Source organism: Hungatella effluvii, assembly GCF_003201875.1.
GTDB lineage: Bacteria > Bacillota > Clostridia > Lachnospirales > Lachnospiraceae > Hungatella > Hungatella effluvii.
On the sequence record NZ_QJKD01000004.1, the window covers coordinates 394,111 to 414,737 of the forward strand.

Annotated in this window: 14 protein-coding genes; 11 read left to right on the plus strand and 3 right to left on the minus strand. The window is 47.4% G+C overall.

Annotated elements, in window-relative coordinates; genetic code table 11:
* Positions 1-65 precede the first annotated feature (65 nt).
* The 11 genes from DFR60_RS30365 (at position 66) to DFR60_RS10405 (ending at position 16,144) form a co-directional block, all read left to right on the plus strand.
* Positions 66-4,772, plus strand: coding sequence for a doubled motif LPXTG anchor domain-containing protein (locus tag DFR60_RS30365; protein ID WP_207659519.1), 4,707 nt, complete (start codon positions 66-68; stop codon positions 4,770-4,772).
* 237 nt (positions 4,773-5,009) lie between these two features.
* Complete coding sequence (locus DFR60_RS10360) at positions 5,010-6,374, plus strand: MATE family efflux transporter (protein WP_110322825.1); 1,365 nt, start codon at positions 5,010-5,012, stop codon at positions 6,372-6,374.
* 194 nt (positions 6,375-6,568) lie between these two features.
* The gene (locus DFR60_RS10365) at positions 6,569-7,648 is read left to right on the plus strand and encodes a S1 RNA-binding domain-containing protein (RefSeq protein ID WP_207659520.1); all 1,080 of its coding nucleotides are present in this window, start codon (positions 6,569-6,571) and stop codon (positions 7,646-7,648) included.
* Positions 7,649-7,779: 131 nt separating this feature from the next.
* Complete coding sequence (locus DFR60_RS10370; RefSeq protein WP_002605212.1) at positions 7,780-8,472, plus strand: GTP pyrophosphokinase; 693 nt, start codon at positions 7,780-7,782, stop codon at positions 8,470-8,472.
* A 136-nt stretch (positions 8,473-8,608) separates the two neighbouring features.
* Positions 8,609-10,411 carry a glycerophosphodiester phosphodiesterase gene (locus tag DFR60_RS10375; protein WP_110322826.1) on the plus strand — a complete coding sequence of 601 codons (1,803 nt, stop codon included), beginning with the start codon at positions 8,609-8,611 and terminating at the stop codon, positions 10,409-10,411.
* A 51-nt stretch (positions 10,412-10,462) separates the two neighbouring features.
* Positions 10,463-10,912 (plus strand): D-aminoacyl-tRNA deacylase, encoded by a 450-nt coding sequence (gene dtd / locus DFR60_RS10380; protein ID WP_110322827.1) that lies wholly within the window; start codon positions 10,463-10,465, stop codon positions 10,910-10,912.
* 85 nt (positions 10,913-10,997) lie between these two features.
* Positions 10,998-12,398, plus strand: coding sequence for an aminopeptidase (locus tag DFR60_RS10385; RefSeq protein WP_110322828.1), 1,401 nt, complete (start codon positions 10,998-11,000; stop codon positions 12,396-12,398).
* Between the two features lie 148 nt (positions 12,399-12,546).
* Positions 12,547-13,665 carry a trigger factor gene (gene tig, locus DFR60_RS10390; protein WP_110322867.1) on the plus strand — a complete coding sequence of 373 codons (1,119 nt, stop codon included), beginning with the start codon at positions 12,547-12,549 and terminating at the stop codon, positions 13,663-13,665.
* Between the two features lie 28 nt (positions 13,666-13,693).
* Positions 13,694-14,278: a xanthine phosphoribosyltransferase gene (locus DFR60_RS10395; RefSeq protein WP_002605207.1), complete on the plus strand. Its 585-nt coding sequence runs from the start codon at positions 13,694-13,696 to the stop codon at positions 14,276-14,278.
* Positions 14,275-15,072: an HAD hydrolase family protein gene (locus tag DFR60_RS10400; RefSeq protein WP_110322829.1), complete on the plus strand. Its 798-nt coding sequence runs from the start codon at positions 14,275-14,277 to the stop codon at positions 15,070-15,072. Before DFR60_RS10395 ends, DFR60_RS10400 begins: the two co-directional genes overlap by 4 nt.
* Positions 15,073-15,268: 196 nt before the next feature.
* Positions 15,269-16,144 (plus strand): DMT family transporter, encoded by an 876-nt coding sequence (locus tag DFR60_RS10405; protein ID WP_110322830.1) that lies wholly within the window; start codon positions 15,269-15,271, stop codon positions 16,142-16,144.
* Between the two features lie 156 nt (positions 16,145-16,300).
* Here the strand turns inward: DFR60_RS10405 and DFR60_RS10410 are convergent, their stop codons facing one another.
* The 3 genes from DFR60_RS10410 to DFR60_RS10420 all read right to left on the minus strand — a co-directional run bounded on the left by DFR60_RS10410 (position 16,301) and on the right by DFR60_RS10420 (position 20,619).
* Complete coding sequence (locus tag DFR60_RS10410) at positions 16,301-18,013, minus strand: hypothetical protein (protein WP_110322831.1); 1,713 nt, start codon at positions 18,011-18,013, stop codon at positions 16,301-16,303.
* Between the two features lie 99 nt (positions 18,014-18,112).
* Positions 18,113-19,861: a sensor histidine kinase gene (locus tag DFR60_RS10415; protein ID WP_110322832.1), complete on the minus strand. Its 1,749-nt coding sequence runs from the start codon at positions 19,859-19,861 to the stop codon at positions 18,113-18,115.
* The gene (locus DFR60_RS10420; protein WP_002605202.1) at positions 19,858-20,619 is read right to left on the minus strand and encodes a response regulator transcription factor; all 762 of its coding nucleotides are present in this window, start codon (positions 20,617-20,619) and stop codon (positions 19,858-19,860) included. The genes DFR60_RS10415 and DFR60_RS10420 overlap by 4 nt, the downstream gene beginning before the upstream one ends.
* Positions 20,620-20,627 lie beyond the last annotated feature (8 nt).

The window sequence follows — 20,627 nt, forward strand, 5'->3', positions numbered from 1 at the left end:
TGAAATCCGAGCCGACAAAGGAAGGTTATACATTTAGCCACTGGAATTACGGTGAAGATTTCCTGATGCCTGCAAAAGATGTTGAGATCGAAGGAAGCTTTGGGATTAACAGCTATACCATAACGTATAAGGTAGATGGAGTCCAGTATGGCAGTACAGAAACCTATGAATACGGAAGTGCAGTAACGCTGAGAGAAGAACCAGAGCGGGAAGGTTACACATTTAATGGCTGGAATCGCAAAGGGAATTTCACAATGCCTGCAGAGGATATTGTAATCGAAGGAAGCTTTAAAATCAACAGCTACACGGTGACGTATAAAGTCGACGGAGAGATAAGCGGTGAAGCAGAGTCCTATGAGTATGGGGCAGATGTAACATTGAGAGAAGAGCCGGTAAAAGAAGGCTATACGTTCAGCCACTGGAGTCGGACGACAGGATTTAACATGCCTGCAGAGAATGTAGTAATTGAAGGAAGCTTCCATGTCAACAGTTATACTGTTACCTATAAAGTTGACGGTGAAATAACTGGAGAAGTGGAGACTTACGAGTATGGTACAGAGGTTAAATTGAGATCCGAACCATCAAAAGAGGGTCATGAGTTTGGCGGCTGGAACAGAACAGAAGATTTCACTATGCCGGCTGAAAATGTTGTAATTGAAGGAAACTTCGATGTTAACGAGTATACCGTAACGTATTTAGTAGATGGCAAGGATTATGGAGAAAAAGAAACATACAAATATGGAACTCCTGTAACCCTGAGAAAAGATCCTGAAAAAGAAGGCCATACATTTAGTGGCTGGAATCAGACAGACGGATTTGTAATGCCAGCTAAAAACGTAGTAATTGAAGGCAGCTTTAGCATCAATAGCTATACGGTTGTATATAAAGTTGACGGAGAGGTAGTTGGGGATACAGAAAGTTATGAATTTGGAGCGCCAGTGTCCTTGAGAACAGAACCTCAGAAAGAGGGCTATACATTTAGCGGCTGGGATCGTGAAAGCGGATTTAATATGCCAGCTGAAAATGTGGAAATTGAAGGCCATTACAGTATTAATAGTTATACGGTAACATATAAGGTCGATGGTGAACTTTATGGTGACATTGAGACCTATGAGTACAATGCACCTGTAGAGCTGAGGCTGGAACCTCAAAAAGAGGGCTATACATTCGGCGGTTGGAGTTCTGAAACTGGATTTAATATGCCGGCTGAAAATGTAGTGATTGAAGGAAGCTTTAAGGTGAATGAATATACTGTAACATACTTTGTTGATGGTAAGTTTTATGATTCAATAGAAACGTACTCTTATGGATCGCAGGTAAAGCTGAAAGAAGCACCTCAGAAGGAGGGCTATACATTTAGCGGCTGGGATCATGATGACAGATTTACAATGCCAGCAGAGGATGTAGTAGTAAAGGGATCATTTAACATTAACAGTTACAAGGTAACTTATGAGGTAGATGGAACGCCATATGGAATGGAAGAGGTTTATAAATATGGCGAATTAGTAACATTACAGGAGAATCCAACGAAGGAAGGATATACTTTCAGTGGTTGGGATCATAGTAATGAATTTGCAATGCCAGCTAAGGATGTTAAAATTAAAGGTAGCTTTATAGTAAACAGCTACACCGTAACGTATAAGGTAAATGGAGAGCAAATTGGTGAACCAGAGACCTATAAGTACGGTGAAGCAGTAACGCTGAGAGAGAAGCCGTCTAAAGAAGGTTATACATTTAATGGCTGGAGTTATGAGGCTGGATTTAATATGCCGGCTGAAGATGTAGTGATAGAAGGCTCCTATCAGATCAACAGCTATACTGTGACGTATAAAGTTGATGGAGAGCAGTTTGGAGAACAGGAGACATATGAGTTTAATGAATTAGTTCAGCTGAGATCCGAACCAACAAAAGAGGGTTATACATTTAGCCATTGGAATCGCAGCAGTGAATTTAGTATGCCGGCGAAAGATGTTGTAATCGAAGGAAACTTTAAGATTAACAGCTACACAGTAACATATAAGGTGGATGGAAGCCAGTATGGCAGTACAGAAACCTATGAGTATGGAAGTGCAGTAGTACTGAGAGAAGAGCCAAAGAAGGAAGGTTATACATTTAGTGGTTGGGATCACGAAGATAACTTTAAGATGCCTGCTGATGATGTAGTTATCGAAGGTACCTATCAGATCAACAGCTATACAGTAACGTATAAAGTTGATGGAGAAGTAAGTGGTGAAGTAGAGACCTATGAGTATGGTGCCGAAGTAACACTAAGAGGCGAGCCTGTAAAAGAAGGTTATACGTTCAGCCACTGGAGCCAGGACACTGGATTTACAATGCCTGCAAAGAATATGGTAATTGAAGGAAACTTCCTTATCAACAGTTATACAGTTACCTATAAGGTCGATGGAGAGATATCTGGTGAGGTAGAGACTTACAATTACGGTACAGTAGTTAATTTAAGATCCGAACCAACAAAAGAAGGTCATAAGTTTGGCGGCTGGAACAGAACTGAAGATTTCACTATGCCGGCTGAAAATGTGATAATTGAAGGAAACTTTGATGTTAACGAGTATACCGTAACATATTTAGTAGACGGCAAGGATTATGGAGAAAAAGAAACATACAAATATGGAACACCGGTAATCCTGAGAGACAATCCAGAAAAAGAAGGATATACATTTAGTGGTTGGAATCCCGCAACTGGCTTTATAATGCCTGCTAGAAATGTTGTAATTGAAGGTTCTTATAAGATTAACAGCTATACAGTAACATATAAGGTGGATGGAGAGCAGTATGGAGAACCAGAAACCCATGCGTATGGCGAATTAGTCCAGCTGAAATCTGAACCGACAAAAGAAGGTTATACATTCAGCCACTGGAATCAGAATGCAGAGTTCACCATGCCGGCTAAGGATGTAGTAATTGAAGGAAACTTCAGTATTAACAGCTACACAGTAACATATAAGGTCGATGGAACTCAGTATGGAGAGAACGAAACCTATGAGTACGGCAGCACGGTAACTCTGAGAGAAGAGCCGAAAATGGAGGGTTATACATTTAGTGGCTGGAGTCAGACAACCGAATTTAAGATGCCTGCGGAAGATGTTGTAATTGAAGGCTCTTACAAGATTAACAGCTATACAGTGACATATAAGGTAGATGGAGAACAGTATGGGGAGACAGAGAGCCATGAGTATGGTGCTTTGGTCCAGCTGAAATCCGAACCGACAAAAGAAGGTTATACATTCAGCCACTGGAATCAAAACGATGAATTCAAGATGCCGGCTAAGGATGTAGTAATTGAAGGAAGCTTCAGCATTAACAGCTACACAGTAACGTATAAGGTAGATGGAAGTCAGTACGGAGAGATCGAAACCTATGAGTACGGAAGCCCGGTTACTATGAGAGAAGTACCAAAAGAGAAAGGCTATACATTCAGCGGTTGGGATCGTGAAGGAGACTTTACAATGCCAGCAGAGAATGTGGTAATTGAAGGAACCTTTAGTGTTAACAGTTATACAGTGACGTATAAAGTTGACGGAGAAGTAAGCGGGGCAGTAGAGACTTATGAGTATGGCAGAGAAGTAATACTGAGAGAGGAGCCTTTAAAAGAAGGCTATACGTTCAGTCACTGGAGCCAGGAAACAGGATTTACAATGCCAGCAGAGAATGTAGTAATTGAAGGAAGCTTCCATGTCAACAGTTATACGGTAACCTATAAAGTTGATGGTGAAATCACTGGAGAGGTTGAGACTTACGAATACGGTACAGCGGTTAAATTGAGATCTGAGCCAATAAAAGAAGGCCATATGTTTGGCGGCTGGAACAGAACAGAGGATTTCATTATGCCGGCTGAAAACGTAGTGATTGAAGGAAACTTTGATGTTAATGAGTATATCGTGACGTATTTAGTAGATGGTAAGGATTACGGAGAAAAAGAGATGTACAAATATGGAACTCCTGTAACCCTGAGAAAAGACCCTGAAAAGGATGGCCACACATTTAGTGGTTGGAATCAGACGGATGGATTTACGATGCCAGCTAGAAACGTAGTAATTGAAGGCAGTTTTAATGTCAATAACTATACGGTTGTATACAAAATTGACGGAGAGGTAGTTGGGGATACAGAAAGCTATGAATTTGGAGCGCCAGTATCCTTGAGATCAGAGCCCCGAAAAGAAGGATATACATTTAGTGGCTGGAATCGTGAAAGCGGATTTAATATGCCGGCTGAAAATGTAGTGATTGAAGGGAGTTACAGTATTAACAGTTATACGGTAACTTATAAGGTTGATGGAGAACTTTACGGAAGCGCAGAGACCTATGAATACAATTCTCCAGTAACCGTAAAAGTTGATCCGACAAAATCTGGTTACACCTTTAGCGGTTGGGACAAAACAGGCACATTCAGGATGCCGGCTCAGGATATTGAAATAACCGGTACATTTAGTAGAAATTCTAATAATAATGGTGGAAACGGTGGTGGCAGCACCCCAGACAACAACAAACCATACGTCCCGAATGGTCCTGGAACTGATGATGGTCCTACCGTTACAATCGATCCGGATGCAGTACCATTAGCAAATGCACCGGTTGACGGTAACCCGACAGACAACTTAATCCTAATTGATGATGGCAATGTGCCGTTAGCGGGTCTTCCAAAGACTGGCGATCGCGCAGGAGCTCAGGCAGGATTAGCAGCAATACTTTCCGGATTCCTGTTAGCGGCGTTTACAATGCTGAACAACAAGAAGAAAGAAGAAAACAAGTAATTTAAGGATCATTTAACAAGTAACAAAGAAATAAGTAACAAAGAAACAAGCAACCAAGAAACAAGCAACGGAGGAAGACCACCCGGCAGAATGTACAGTCTGCCGGCTGGTCTTCCTCTATTTTTGTTCATTCCCCCGTTTCTGAAGAAACCGCTGGTAATCAGGGAAGAGTTGTGATAGATTATATAGTTGGTAAAATTGACTCGTGAATTGCAACAAGACAGGGAGCATGTAAAGATGACAAAGGATATGACACAGGGAAAGCCGCTGAAGCTGATTCTGGCGTTTTCCATTCCGCTGCTGATCGGAAATATTTTTCAGCAGTTTTACAATATGGTGGATTCCATTATTGTGGGACAGTTTATTGGAGAGGAGGCACTGGCGGCCGTGGGTTCCACCGGTTCCATGGTGTTCCTCGTAATCGGTTTCTGTAATGGAATCGCCAGCGGATTTGGGGTTATGATATCTCAGGCGTTTGGAGCGGGTGACAAGAAACGCCTGCGGAATTACGTCGCTGTAGCGCTGATGCTCAGCGCAGCGGTTATGGTGGTTTTAACTGCAGTGACCATGGTAACGACTGAACCGCTTTTAAGGCTTATGAGAACACCTGAAAATATTATGGAAGGCGCCTCCTCATACCTGATGATGATTTATGGCGGTCTGGGGGCAACGCTTTATTATAATGTGCTTTCCTGCATTCTCAGAGGTGTTGGGGACAGCCGTACGCCGCTCTATTTCCTGATTGTGTCCTCTCTTTTAAATGTAGTGTTGGATCTGCTGTTTGTTATCACATTCCATATGGGAGTAGCCGGCGCCGGACTGGCTACGGTAATCGCTCAGGGAGTATCCGCGGTGCTGTGTCTTATCTATATGTTAAAAAAATTTCCGATGCTGCGGTTGGAAAAATCGGATTTCCGGTGCCGGTGGTATACGGTGGTTCAGATGTTCAGTGTGGGTCTTCCGATGGCGCTGCAATTTTCGATTACTGCGGTTGGCGTTATGATTCTTCAGAGTGCTATCAATGACTTTGGGTCCACTGTGGTGGCTTCCTATACGGCCGCGTCTAAAGTCGAGAATTTATCTACGCAGATTATGATTACACTGGGGGCGGCTATGGCGACGTATTGCGGACAGAATATGGGCGCTGGCCGGTTCGACCGGGTAAAGGAAGGCGTGCGCCAGTCTTACATGATCGTACTGGGGGCTGTATCGGTCGCGGTATTCATATCGGCTGTGTGCGGCGAAAGCATTGTGAGGTGGTTTATATCCAATCCATCAGAAGAGGTGTTAGGGTATGCGACTACTTATCTGCACACGATATCGTGGTATTTCGTATTTCTGGCATTTCTTTTTCTGTACCGCAACGTCCTTCAGGGCCTTGGAAATGGAATCCTTCCTATGTTGTGTGGCGTGGCCGAGATGGTTGTAAGGACCATTATTGCCTTTACACTCACAGGCCAATGGGGATATATGGCAATCTGCATGGCTAGCCCGCTGGCGTGGATTGCGGCATGCATTCCATTATGGTTGTGCTACCAGATTCAGATTCGTGATCCTCAGAGATGGTTTTTGAGAAAACGGGTCCACCCCGGGAAGAATTGAACTTCCCGGGTTTTTCTTTTTAAGAAAATAAGAGGATAAAATACGTTTGCTAAATCACCAGACAGAATAATTTAGTAATATTTAAGAAATTTGAAGGAATAGCGGGGCTTCCACGAAACCTTTGTTTATGGTATACTGTAAAGGAAAATTATTAAATTTTACATAAAATAATAACATAAATGGAGGAGAGAAACATGAGTGAAGAAAAAAATGTAACTCTGGAGCAGGATGTGCTTGTGGAGGAAGAGGCGGTAAACGCACCGGCTGAACCGGTAACAGAAGCGGAGTCAGCAGAGTCCAAGTCAGTAGAAGCAGCGTCAGCAGAGGCAACGCCAGCAGAGGCAGCGCCAACAGAGGCAGCACAACCCCAGCCAGAAGCCCGCGTAGAAACCATGGAAGACTATGCCAAAGAGCTGGAAGCTTCCTTTAAGCGCGTAAAAGAAGGCGATGTCCTGACCGGAACTGTAGCAGGCGTGACGGAAGACCAGGTTTTGGTTGACTTGAAATATTACGCAGGTGGCGTGATCAACAAGGAGAACATCAACGGTGATCCTGATTTCCAGCTTCAGGCGGAGATCCACCCTGGCGATGAGATTACAGCCACGGTCATCAGCACCGACGACGGGGAAGGCAATATCGAGCTATCCATGAAGGAAGCCAACGAAAATATGTTATGGGATAAGTTTGCAGCGATGCTGGCCGACCGCACCATTGTAAACGTTAAGATCGCGGAGATCGTCAAAGGCGGAGCTGTTGCGTATCTGGAGGGCGTCAGAGCATTTATTCCGGCTTCCAAGCTGGCGGCGGAATATGTTGAGGACTTAGAGGAATATAATGGAAAGACCATAGAAGCCACCGTTATTACCGCTGATCCGGAAGCAAAGAAACTGGTGCTTTCCGGTAAGGAGCCTGCGCGTGCGAAGCTTCAGGAAGAAAAGAATAAGAAGATCGCCAAGTGTGAAGTGGGAGCCGTCATGGAAGGAACCGTGGATACACTAAAAGAGTATGGCGCATTTGTAAACCTGGAGAACGGCTTATCCGGACTTCTGCATATTTCACAGATTAGTAACCAGAGAATCAAACATCCGGGAGCTGTCTTAAAGGAAGGCCAGACGGTAAAAGTAAAAATTATCTCCATTAAAGACAACAAGATCAGCTTAAGCATGAAGGCCCTCGAACCGGAAGAGGAAATCGATTTAGAAGGATTCGATTTCAAGGGCGACGGAGAAGTGACTACGGGCCTGGGCGCGCTGTTAAAAGGATTAAAATTTTAGAAAGTCAGGAAAAAGAATATAAAATGCCGGGTTTCTATGGTATACTAATTCTAACGGGCAGAGGCGTTTTGACGCGGCTCTGCCCGGACTGACTAGAATGCGGACACGTGGTGAGGAAGGGAGGAATGAAGATGAATATTCCCAATTCATTTAACCAGGTTGACCAGTGGAAATCTGTGATGTTTTTGTATGACTCGGCATTAAAGGAAATCAATACAAAGATTGAGATACTCAATAATGAGTTCGTGCACATCTACAATTACAATCCGATTGAGCATATCAAGTCCCGTCTTAAGACGCCGGACAGTATCGTTAAGAAGCTGAAGCGCTACGGATTTGAAGTGACGATCGACAACATGGTGGAAAAGTTAAGCGATATCGCGGGAATAAGGATTATCTGTTCCTTTACATCAGATATCTATCAGATCGCTGAGATGATAACGAAACAGAGCGATGTTACGGTGCTCTACGTAAAAGATTACATTAAGAATCCAAAGCCAAATGGCTATAAGAGTTATCATATGGTTGTGACGATTCCGATTTATCTGACTGACGGACCTGTCGATACGAAGGTGGAGATTCAGATCAGAACGATTGCCATGGACTTCTGGGCAAGTCTGGAACATAAGATCTATTACAAATTTGAAGGAAATGCCCCGGCGTATTTACAGCAGGAGTTGAAGGCCTGTGCGGATGTGGTGAATATGCTGGATGTAAAGATGTTTTCCTTGAATCAGGCTATTTTGGAACTTGCAGAGGCACAGCGGACGCAGGATCAGGAGATGCCCGATGACGAGGAAGTGGCAGAGGAAGAATTACCGTAGAATGTGGGCAGCCAGAGCGGATTCCATCCGTTCGGGCTGCTTTTTAGCAAATCAGGCGGGGACTGAAACAACAGGATATGGATTGAAACGACAGGCTATGGAATGAAAATAATAACCCTGTAGAAGAAGGTTGTATATGAGGACATTGACGAAGGAAACGTGCCAGATTCTTAAATTTAATCAGAAGAATGCATTGCTTTTTGAAGTCCTGTACCGCCTGCTCACCGGGCCGCTTTATCTCTTTCTGCTTAATAAGGGGTTAAAGTGGTCTTTAAAGATGGCAGGATACAGCTATTTAACTGCGGGCAATATCGGTTATTTTCTGCTGAAGCCGGGGACGATCGTCATGATTCTTGTGATCGGTATCATCGGCATTCTCTTTCTCGCGCTTGAGACCGGATGTCTTCTGACCCTGTTTCAGGGGGCGGCGTATTTCCGGAAGCTTAGTGTGGGAGAGATCTTTTTAGGCGGATTATCGAAGCTGTCTGATGAGATTAAGAAGAAAAACTGGCGGCTGGGGCTTCTGATTCTGGCCGATTATGGGATTTCCAACCTCTATTTAATCTACCGGGTGCTGACCCATGTCAAGCCGCTGAATTTTGTCATGTCGGAGCTGATGAAGCAGAATGCCGGCCGCCTGGCGGTCTGCGCGGCGGTGGTGCTGGTCATCCTAGCCGTTGTACCGGGGCTGTATACCTTTTACACCTGTATGATCGAACAGAAGAGCTTCCGGGACGGCTACAGGCGAAGCCGGAGGCTGTTAAAGGGCCATCTGACGAATACCGTATTTTTGCTGGGCGGATATTACACAGGACTGATCGTTTTGCTCCATGTGATCTATATTTTCTGTATCCTGGTGGCGGCGGTCGGTATGAGCCTGTTTACGGATAACCGCCTGGCGCTGGCGATTCTGCCGGCGGTCGGAGACCGGATCGAGCTGGTGCTTATCTTCCTGGCCAGCATGGCCCTGGCCCTGGGGAATTTTGCGGCGCTCAGCGTCCAGTATTATCAGTACAGCAACCGTCTGAGCCGGGAGCCCCGGTGGGATTTCTCCTATCCCTCCAGAAAATCATTCCGCGGGCGGATACTGGGAGCGGGCGTTGCTGTGGCAGCGGCGCTCAGCCTCTTTTTCCTCTTCAATCTCGTGAGAAATGGTTCGGCCATCACCGACGATATCCTGACGGAGATTCAGATCACGGCGCACCGCGGAAGCTCAAAATCAGCACCGGAGAACACCATGGCCGCGATGGAACTGGCAGTGGAGAATCTGGCCGATTATGTGGAGATCGATGTGCAGGAGACGGCCGACGGCGTGGTGGTTCTGGGGCATGATTCCACGCTGAAACGGGTGGCGGGAGTGAACCGGACCATCGGCTCCTACACCCTGGAAGATCTCCTGGATCTGGATGTGGGGAAATGGTTTTCCAAGGAGTTTGAAGGAGAACGGATTCCGACGCTCGCAGATGTTATGGAGTTCTGCAAGGGCCGGGTCAAGATGAATATTGAAATTAAGAACCTGGGAAAGGACAGTCCCCTGCCGGATAAGGTGGTGGAGCTGATCTCGGATTTTCAGATGAAGGAACAGTGTGTGGTAACGTCCACACGCCTCTCCTATCTGTCCAGGGTGAAGGAATTAGATCCGGATATACGAACCGGATATATTATTTCTGCTGCATACGGCGATTATTACTCCGATGATGATGTGGATTTTATCAGCATACGGTCCAGCTTTGTCAGCGGTAAGCTGGTGGAAGCCGCCCATGAAAAAGGAAAAGCGATCCATGCGTGGACGGTGAACAACAAGAGCGAGATGGAGCGCATGAAGATGCTGGGAGTTGACAACATCATCACGGATTACCCGGTTCTGGCGAGAGAGATCGTCTATCGGGAGAGGGCGACGGAGACGCTGTTTGAATATCTCCGGCTTGTATTAAAATAGAAGTAACAGTGTGGATGTCTGAACTGTTACCAATAGACAGGAGTTATTGGCATGAAGGTTGTACTGCAGAGAGTTTCCCGCGCGGCAGTGTCCGTGGACGGGGAAATAATTGGAGCCATCGGCAAAGGTTTTCTGCTTCTTCTTGGTGTCTCAGACACGGACACGGAGCAGGCAGCGGACCGGATGGTGGATAAGATATGCAAACTGCGTATCTTTGAGGATGAGAATGGAAAGACGAATCTTTCGCTGGCTGATGTCGGCGGAGCGCTTCTGGTGGTAAGCCAGTTTACGCTTTACGCGGACTGTAAAAAGGGCAACCGGCCCAGCTTTATAAAGGCCGGAGGGCCGAAACTGGCGGAAGAACTGTACGAATATGTGATTGTCCGGTGCCGTGAACGCGTACAGACAGTGGAGCATGGAAGCTTCGGCGCACATATGAAGATAGATCTGGAAAATGACGGACCGTTTACCCTGGTGCTTGACAGCGGTGAACTTTTCTGAAATATGGTGCAGCTGCTCTCTGTGAGATTATGGTGCGAATCGGAAACAATAAAATAAACAGATAAATATGGAGGTTATTTACACAATGGAAAAGACAAAGGGAGAAATTTTAGCAGAAGAATTAACATGGGAATTCCCGAATATTGCGAAGGAGGCGCCGGAACAGCGTGAAGCTGCGGAAGCCTTCTCTGCAGGATACAAGGCATTTCTGGATAAGGGTAAGACTGAGCGGGAGTGCGTAAAGGAAGCTGTAAAGATGCTGGAAGCCGCAGGCTATGCGCCGTTTGAAACCGGTAAGAAGTATTCTGCAGGCGACAAGGTATATATGGTAAACCGGAAGAAATCGGTGATAGCGTCCACGTTCGGAAGCAAATCCGTGGAAGAGGGGCTTCGTTTAAACGGAGCGCATATCGACTCCCCACGCCTTGATCTGAAACCGAATCCTGTCTATGAGAAAAGTGATCTGGCGTATTTTAAGACTCATTATTATGGTGGAATCCGCAAATATCAGTGGGGGGCCACCCCGTTATCCATGCACGGCGTCATCGTGAAGAAGAGCGGCGAGATTGTAGAGGTGAATATCGGGGAACAGGAAGGCGATCCGGTCTTTTGTGTGACGGATCTGCTTCCGCATCTGGCGGCTGAGCAGAATATGCGCCCCTTAAAGGATGGACTGAAGGGGGAAGAACTGAATGTAATTATTGGCTCGATTCCATATGTGGACGAAGCAAAGATCAAGGAGCCGGTTAAGCTACTGGCGCTTCAGCTGTTAAACGAACGTTATGGAATTACTGAGGCTGATTTTTTCCGTGCCGAGATAGAACTGGTTCCGGCTCATAAGGCCAGCGACGTAGGTCTGGACCGCAGTATGATCGGTGCTTACGGACAGGATGACCGAGTGTGTGCATACACAGCGCTGATGGCGGAGATTGAGACAGAGAATCCGGTCTATACCACTGTAACCATTCTTACCGATAAGGAAGAGATCGGTTCTGTGGGAAATACCGGACTAAACTCCGATTATGTACTCCATTATGTAGAAGAACTGGCTGAGACACAGGGCGCAGATGTGAAACGCGCACTGAGGAATTCCATCTGCTTATCTTCCGATGTGAATGCGGCTTACGATCCCACATTTCCGAATGTCTATGAGGAGCGGAATTCATGCTATTTAAATAAGGGCTGCGTATTGACTAAATATACGGGAAGCCGTGGGAAGTCCTCTTCCAACGACGCCAGCGCCGAAGTGATGGCAAAGGTTATCGCCATGATGGATCAGGAGGGCGTGTACTGGCAGATCGGAGAGCTGGGCGCTGTCGATGTGGGCGGCGGCGGAACGATCGCCCAGTATGTAGCTCATATGAACGTGGACGTAGTCGATCTGGGCGTGCCGATTCTTTCCATGCATTCTCCGTTTGAGCTGGCATCCAAGCTGGATGTGTATAATACATATAAAGCATTTCTGGCTTTTTACAGAGCTTCCTAAGGGGCTGCAGGGCAGGAAACGGCAGCTGCGTATTCTGAAATTTTTGTTAATTTCGGTAAAAAGCTTTTTTTACATGCTCCGATATGGTATAACTGTCAGGAAGCATTTTATATTTTTATTAATCTGGTTAAAGGAAAAGGAACGTATTATGAGAAAATTTTTAAAAGTTGCTGCCTGTGGTCTTATTATGGCGGCAGTTGTGACAGGCTGCTCCAAGAAGGCGGCAGAAGAGACGACACCTGCGGAAACTACCACAGAGACGACCACGGAGGCCGGTTCAGGGGCTGATGCGTCTGAACAGCTGGAGCTGATGGATTTATCCGGAATTGATAACGGTACCGTTACACTCGGAGAATATAAGGGAATTGAAGTGACCAAGACACCAGTCGAAGTATCTGATGAAGAAGTGGATGCGGCAATATTATCAGAGCGTGAAAGCAAGACCACCTATGATGACGTGGATCGTGCCGTTCAGGATACAGATAAGGTAAATATTGATTATGTCGGAACAAAGGACGGCGTGGCATTTGACGGCGGCACTGCGGAAGCACAGGATCTTGTGATTGGTTCCGGCCAGTTTATTGACGGCTTTGAGAGCGGGCTGATCGGCGCCAAAAAGGGCGACGAGGTGACACTCGACTTAACATTCCCGGAAAACTACGGCAATGCTGATTTAGCTGGTCAGGCGGTTGTATTCAAGGTGACCGTCAACAATGTACAGGAAAAGAATATGCCGGAATTAGACGAAGCGTTCGTTCAGGAAGTATCTGATTTCAAGACGGTTGACGAGTATAAGGAAAGCAAAAAGCAGACTCTTCTGGAGCAGAAGGAAGGTCAGGCGCAGGCAGCTGTTGAGAATGATATCCTGAAAGCAGTCGTTGAAAACTGCCAGATCGAGACGACGCAGGAAGCAGTTGATGCGAACTTCAATAACTATCTGCTTAATTATACCAATCAGGCTTCGATGTACGGAATCGATTTAAACACATTTACATCCGCGTTCTACGGTGTGGATGAGGAGACATTTAAGGAGAACTACGTAAAGAATATTGCAAAGTCTGCGGTTGAGCAGAGACTGGTATTCCATGCGATCGCGGATCAGGAAGGCATTACCGTATCTGACGAAGATCGTGATAATCTTGCAACTGAGATGGGATACGAGAGTAAAGATCAGATGATTGAGTCAGCCGGAGCTTATAATGTGGACGACTATCTGATTTCTACCAAGACCATGAAATTTTTAGTTGATAATGCTGTAATCAAATAAAAAAATTTTACGAGTAGGGGGAACCTTTATGCAGCTTTTAAAGGACAGGATACGGAAAGACGGAAAGATTAAATCCGGCGATGTATTGAAGGTAGACAGCTTTTTAAACCATCAGATGGATATTAAGCTGTTCGAAGAGATCGGAAAGGAGTTTAAGAGACGTTTTTCCGATGTCAGCATCAATAAGATCCTTACAATTGAGGCATCCGGAATCGGCATCGCATGTATCGTTGCCCAGTATTTTGATGTTCCGGTAGTATTTGCGAAGAAATCCAAGACGAAGAATATCGCCGGAGATGTCTACACCACCAAGGTGGAATCTTTTACACATGGTAAAGTCTATGATATCATGGTTGCCAAAGAATTTTTAGGCGCTGGAGACAAGGTTCTGCTGATCGACGATTTCCTGGCTAACGGCAAGGCTTTAGAGGGTCTGGCAGCCGTTGTGAAGGATTCGGGAGCGGAGTTAGTCGGTGCAGGAATCGTGATTGAGAAAGGCTTTCAGCCTGGAGGAGACCGTCTGCGTGCGGATGGAATCCGTGTCGAATCCCTTGCAATCGTAGAAAGCATGGATGAAAAAACGGGCAGTATCCGTTTTCGGGGTGATGAATGACGAGCAACAGAAAAGCATTATTTTTTGATATAGATGGGACACTTCTTTCTGAAGTGAACCGGAATGTACCGGAGAGTGCCAAGCGTGCGGTTGCGAAAGCGCGGGCCAATGGGCATCTGGTATTTATCAATTCCGGCCGTACATACAGCCTGATCGGTCCGATCAAGGGCCTGGTTGAAGTGGACGGCTACTGCTGCGGATGCGGCACAAGGGTGATTGTGGATGACGAGGTGCTGTTTTCCTTTACCATTCCTCATGAGCGCGGCCTGCAGATTAAGAAGGACATTATAAAATATAATCTGGGAGGAATTTTGGAAGGCACAGAGTACTGCTATTTCAGAAAAGACAGAACCAGATTTACCCAGCTGGAACAGATTCGGGATAATGTCGAGAGAGACGGCCATGGAGCGCCTTATACCTGGGAAGATGACTGCTATGACTTCGATAAGTTCTGCGTATTCGCAGATGAGCAGAGCGATCTGGCCGGATTTTCAAGGGCACTGGGGCTGGAATATAACATCATAGACCGCGGAGACGGGTTCTATGAATGCGTTCCGGCGGATTATTCCAAGGCGACTGCCATCGATGTGGTTCTGGAGAAGTACGGAATGGCACTTGAGGACGCTTACGTGTTCGGTGACAGCACCAATGACCTTCCGATGTTTGAACATGCGAAGAACTGTATTCTCATGGGACACCATGATGTGGAGCTGGAGCCATATGCCACGTTCTTTACAAAGAATGTGGAGGATGATGGAATTGAGTATGCCATGAAGAAGCTGAAGCTGATCTAAGCGGCATACAGAGCCAGTGCAGCATTGCACTTTCACTGTGATATTCATGCAATGCAGGAGACTGAAGTGATAAGAGAGTAACAGGCGCCACGGCCGTTAATTCGGAGTGGCGCCTGTCTTTGTTTGAAAAGAGGTTGACATTCCCGGGAAAAACAACTAAAGTTAATCGTAGTTTAACAAAGGAATGGGTTAAAGTATGAAAGCAAAAGTGAATGTGATCGTGGCCATGCTGATGTTTGGAAGCATTGGCCTGTTTGTGCGGGGGATTGCGCTCCCCTCCAGTGTGATTGCCCTGGTGCGGGGCGTGATCGGCTGCCTCTTTCTGGTTACAGCCGGCTGCCTGATGAAACAGCCGGTCAACTGGAGAGCGATTAAGGGCAACTGGCTGGTGCTGGTGCTTTCGGGAGCGGCAATCGGTTTTAACTGGATTTTTCTGTTTGAGGCCTACCGATATACGACGGTGTCGTGTGCGACGCTCAGCTACTATTTTGCCCCGGTGTTCGTGATCCTTGTGTCGCCCATTGTGCTGGGGGAGAAGCTGACAAAGAAAAAGCTGTGCTGTGCGGTAGGAGCGGTCATCGGAATGTTCCTGGTATCCAATGTACTCTTTCTGGAGAACGGTGAAAATGGCCTTCTCGGCATATTCTTCGGCCTGATGGCCGCGGTCCTCTATGCCGGCGTCATGATACTTAACAAATTTATGAAGGGCCTGACCGGTCTGGAGACGACCGCTGCACAGCTGGGCGTGGCGGCTGTCATTCTGCTTCCCTATACGGTGCTGACCGCTGCAGAATCGTTCTCTGCGGTCTGGGCGTCCGTTCCGGCGGTATCCTGGGGCCTGCTGGCATTTGTCGGGATTGTCCATACCGGAGTAGGATACCTTCTGTATTTTTCGGGGATGAAGAAGCTGCCGGCGCAGACGGTAGCGGTCCTAAGCTATATCGATCCGGTGACCGCGATACTCTTATCCGCGGTGATTCTCAGAGAGACCATGAGCGTACCGCAGATGGTCGGAGCCGCGCTGATTCTTGGGATGACGTGGCTGGGCGGCAGGGAGATGCAGGACCGATAAAATGGAATAAATAAAGAGTCTGGCTCGCCGGACTCCCGCGCTGGAGTGCGGTCGCTCCAGCAGCACCTTTTCTGCAGCCTAAAAACAGAAAAGAGGGTGCCGCTCAATCATCTATTTTGATGATTTTGCGACACCCTCTTTCGCATCCATATAACTTTATTCTGCACTGCTTTCTGATTCTGCGGCCTCGCTGCTCTCAGCTGGAGCCGTTGATTCATCGTCGGATATCTGCTTAAACTCCAGATTGTCGAACGCGGTGGCAATACAGATTCCGGTACCGCTCGCCATATAGTTGATCTTTACGCGGTCACCCGGCTCTGTGAGGGCCAGTTCATTGCTCAGATCGTAGGAAATGGTAAAGATCTGATCCGGTTTCTCCTTCAGGATCAGCTTGTAGGTGATGCTCTCACCTAATGCCTCACTGGCGATCCGGTAGACCTTTCCTTCGGCTTCCTTTGCATTCTGCCCTGTGATGATGCCGTCATTGCTGCTTCCCATAACCTGCCGGAAATTACGGAGCGCGCTGTCGATGGTCTCTCCGGTTCCGACATTCGTATAGTTGGATACGGAGACGAAAGCGTACTGCTTGATCAGACCGGCTCTGTCCTTCAGCGTCATGAAGTACGTGGCTTTTCCGTCCAGATTGATGATCATCGGGAAGGAAGCGGAATAGCCATACTGCTGAACCTTACCCTGGGCGGACTGCTGGGCCGCCATCTCGGTGGCACCGCTCATCTGGTACATCTTCGGTTCCTTCGTTACCATGTCCACCATGATAAATCCGATGGCGGATTCATCGGAGCCCACGCTGGTGAGTCCTGTGAAGAGGTAGCAGTCGGAGCCGTTGTATACGATGATGTTGCCCTGGCTGGTACGGAACTTATCCTGGTTGGAGAAGTTGAAGATACCGTGAACATAGGCACCCTGATTCTGAATCTGCTGCATGATAAACTCTTCCGGCTGAACGCGGTCTACCCATTCCGGCAGATCATCCACACCGTAGTAATTGGTTTCACCAGTGGAGGCGTTTACAATCGCCACACCGCTTGCCTCCGGAAGACTGAACAGCCAGCGGTTCTTATAGGTAGTGATTACCCAGTAGGGAACGCCGTCGTCATCCAGCTCGAAGGAGTAATCCGTCATACCCCGGAAGAGTCCGCCCTCAAATAGGCGCACATGGCGGTTTAGATCGTCCAGCAGGTAGGCGTTCTCCTGATACTTGATCTTGTGATCCGTCACCAGATCCACATCGCTTACATCGGTTGCGGATACGACGATATATCCGGCGGAACCGTCCAGATTCTTTAACCATTTGAAGAAGCCGGAGTGCTCCAGCGGAACAACCCACACCAGTTTTCCATTGACCTTCTGAATGACAGGAGTACCCAGTACGACCTGGCTGCCCAGTCCCGGATTCTCGCCGACCTTCTTATCGGCCAGTTCCCTGGCCAGCGCCTTGTCCACCACCGGAAGCTGGTTAAGGGCCAGCGGCTGTACCGTCTCAGTGAACTCCGAGATCTCGGGCTGCCCTAACTGGTCGCGGTACGCCTTATAATTAAACAGAGGCATGGAGAGGACCGTGACTGCAAAATACAGCAGCCAGAAAATGATCAGCAGCGTAATTCCTGTTTTAATTCCCTTGACGTTCTTGTCCACGCTGACGGACATGTGGGAGGACTGATCCGTAGTAACACGGATTCCGCCCAGACCAATCAGGAAATTTAAGACGACGTAGGAGCTGAATATAAAACACCAGGCGAATGCGCCATCCGAATACAGCGGATTTAAGTTGGGGCCCTTGACAATGATCATAATCAGGAAAAACAGAGTCAGAGCAAGGTTTAAGAGTAATTTAGTCTTTTTTTTCATGCGAAACTCCCTTTTGAGAAATATTGAATAGTAATAGTACTATTATATTGCAAAATAGAAAAAACACAAGGAAGGTTTCGCATTCTGAGTATAAAGATTTTATAAAGACCGGAAAAATGGAATCCGGAAGGAAATGCAGGTCCCCATATTCTTTTTGCTCAGTATCTTCAGCCTGGATTCCTCGCCGTACTGCATGACCAGTCTGCTGTTCACATTGGCAAGACCGATGCTTTCATTTCCCGGGTGGCTGATCTTCTCGTAAAGCGCCGCGGTTTCGGCCTGATTCATTCCCACGCCGGTATCGATGACGGTAACAGTCAGCCACTCTGCTTTCTCCGTGATCTTAAGCTTGATAAAGCCGGAGCCCTCCAATGGTTTGATGCCGTGATACAGGCTGTTTTCAATGAGGGGCTGAAGAATAAGCCGGATGATCGGCGTGTTTTCCAGTTCCTCGTCATAGTCGTAGTACAGAATGTATTTATCCTCGTAGCGGTACCGCTGGATGTGATCGTATTTCTTCAGGTATTCGATCTCGTCCTTCAGTGTGACCATGGAGGCCGTGTTCTGGAGAGAGTATTTGAGAATATCCGACAGTGCCTCGATGATTCTGTTGAGGGCCGTCGGCTTCTGCATATATTCCAGAGCCTTGAAATCCAGAGTCTGCAGCGTGTTAAAGAGAAAATGCGGGTTGATCTGCAGCTGCAGGGCCGTCATCTCCGCCAGCTTCTGCTCCTGTTCCTTAAGGGCCAGCTGGTTCTTTAGAAATGTCTGACGGATGAAGAGCTGTACGATGTTATTCAGAATGAGATCGTACTCATCCTTGATAAACGCCGGCTTTTCATTCTTATAGGTTCCCCGTTCTGCATCAGAAAATACCGTGACGAAGTAATCAATCTGCTGAAAGTTCTTCTTCGTGATGGTGTATGCGATCCAGACCACGGTGCAGATGATGACGGCCAGCACGATGAAAAGCTGAAAAAGGAGTGTGTAAAGCGCCTGATAATAGCTGGATCGGCTGGTACAGGCGGCGATATAGGTGCCGCAGTCCGCAGGAACGATCCGCACGAAGTATTTGGTGTGGTCAAAGGAGATCCAGTCCTGAAATGGTGTTCCCGAGGCGGCGCGTACCGCGGAAATGAGGGCGTCCTTCGCTTCCTGGTCCGGCTCCGTGGTCCCTCTGCCCTGAAGAAGGAAGCTGCCATCCGCGTCAATGATAAAAAACTGATCCAGGCTGGAGCCGCCCCCCAGCATCTGCTTTAACTGGTCTTCGTAGATATTTACCATGACGACACCGCGGAACATGCTGAGTTTTTTATAGTAGGTCAGCACCGGAATCGGATTGGTGTAGGAATATAAATGCATATTCCGCTTTTCCACCCACTCGTTCCGCTCTGATTCCACATAGGAAGGAAGCCAGTTCAAATCAGAGAACTGGGACAGCTGGGTGATGCCTCCCGTATAGGAGGTAAGGAGAGAGTCGTAGCCGTCGAGATAGTAATAGACGGAGGCGATGTAGGAGGCGTGGCTGGTGAGGGAGGCGAAGTTGGAAAGGATACTGTTGGTGAGTATCACATCCAGATAGCCGATCTGTTTATGGGAAATGTAATTGCGCAGGGAGATGGACATCCTGGGATTCCGGGCCAGAAGGTCGTATTGGGTTGCGGCGCTGTCCAGCACGAGAGAGTAGTTGTCCCTCACGGCCTGGGCCGATTTGACGGCCTCGGTCTCGATGTCCTGCTGTTTGCGGTACACGATGACGGCCATGAAGATAAAGAACAGCGTGATAATGGGAATGGTGATGATTCCCGTATAGTATAAAAAACGTTTGATAAAGTTGCGTTTTCTCATGATATCCCCCCGTAATCATGATCTGCGCCGTTGCTTTTCCGATACTGCGAAGGCGTCATGTGGAAATACTGGTGAAAGGCCCTGGAAAAGTTCTTGGGATTGTCGTAGCCCACCCGATCGGCGATTTCATACTGCTTGTAGCCGATGTCCTTCAGCATCCTCGCAGCATTTTCCATGCGGGTCTTTAAAAGGTAGTCGGAAAAATTGACGTCAGAGTGTTCCTTCATAATTCTCGATAAGTAGTTGGGGCTTAAGTTTACAAGCCGCGCCGCCTGTTCGAGAGTGGCGTTTTGATAGTCGGTATCCAGATAATTCTTAACCAGGCTGATTATCTTTTCGTAGTAGCTTAGATTCTCCTCCTCCCGGGCCGGAGCGGCGTGGGTCTCACGGTTTAAGCGGTCCCGGATGCGGGTCAGGCAGTCCACCAGATCATCGTATTTTACAGGCTTTAACAGATAGTCAACAACCCCGGTGCGCAGGGCCCGGCGAACATACTCGAAGTCCTGGTAGCCGCTGAAGAAGATGATTTTAATGTCCTTTTTTTCCAGAAGCTTTTCGGAAAGCTCCAGGCCATCCATGATGGGCATGCGGATGTCGGACAGAATCAGGTCCACATGGTTGGCAAGCGTGTATTCGTAAGCGGCTTTGCCGTTGGAAAAACAGCCGGCGATCTCAAAGCCCAGCTGGCTCCACGGAAACAGCCCGGCAATGCCGTTGCGGATCTTGGCTTCATCATCGACGATGATTACCTGATACATAGGAAGTA

What these genes read in the sequence shown, in the direction of transcription:
- DFR60_RS10375 (WP_110322826.1), top strand. Translation starts at nt 8,609, where the DNA reads ATGAGGACATTGACGAAGGAAACGTGCCAGATTCTTAAATTTAATCAG.
- DFR60_RS10405 (WP_110322830.1), top strand. Translation starts at nt 15,269, where the DNA reads ATGAAAGCAAAAGTGAATGTGATCGTGGCCATGCTGATGTTTGGAAGC.
- DFR60_RS10395 (WP_002605207.1), top strand. Translation starts at nt 13,694, where the DNA reads ATGCAGCTTTTAAAGGACAGGATACGGAAAGACGGAAAGATTAAATCC.
- dtd (WP_110322827.1), top strand. Translation starts at nt 10,463, where the DNA reads ATGAAGGTTGTACTGCAGAGAGTTTCCCGCGCGGCAGTGTCCGTGGAC.
- DFR60_RS10410 (WP_110322831.1), bottom strand. Translation starts at nt 18,013, where the DNA reads ATGAAAAAAAAGACTAAATTACTCTTAAACCTTGCTCTGACTCTGTTT.
- DFR60_RS10420 (WP_002605202.1), bottom strand. Translation starts at nt 20,619, where the DNA reads ATGTATCAGGTAATCATCGTCGATGATGAAGCCAAGATCCGCAACGGC.
- DFR60_RS10365 (WP_207659520.1), top strand. Translation starts at nt 6,569, where the DNA reads ATGAGTGAAGAAAAAAATGTAACTCTGGAGCAGGATGTGCTTGTGGAG.
- DFR60_RS10385 (WP_110322828.1), top strand. Translation starts at nt 10,998, where the DNA reads ATGGAAAAGACAAAGGGAGAAATTTTAGCAGAAGAATTAACATGGGAA.
- DFR60_RS10400 (WP_110322829.1), top strand. Translation starts at nt 14,275, where the DNA reads ATGACGAGCAACAGAAAAGCATTATTTTTTGATATAGATGGGACACTT.
- DFR60_RS10415 (WP_110322832.1), bottom strand. Translation starts at nt 19,861, where the DNA reads ATGAGAAAACGCAACTTTATCAAACGTTTTTTATACTATACGGGAATC.
- DFR60_RS10360 (WP_110322825.1), top strand. Translation starts at nt 5,010, where the DNA reads ATGACAAAGGATATGACACAGGGAAAGCCGCTGAAGCTGATTCTGGCG.
- tig (WP_110322867.1), top strand. Translation starts at nt 12,547, where the DNA reads ATGAGAAAATTTTTAAAAGTTGCTGCCTGTGGTCTTATTATGGCGGCA.
- DFR60_RS10370 (WP_002605212.1), top strand. Translation starts at nt 7,780, where the DNA reads ATGAATATTCCCAATTCATTTAACCAGGTTGACCAGTGGAAATCTGTG.
- DFR60_RS30365 (WP_207659519.1), top strand. Translation starts at nt 66, where the DNA reads ATGCCTGCAAAAGATGTTGAGATCGAAGGAAGCTTTGGGATTAACAGC.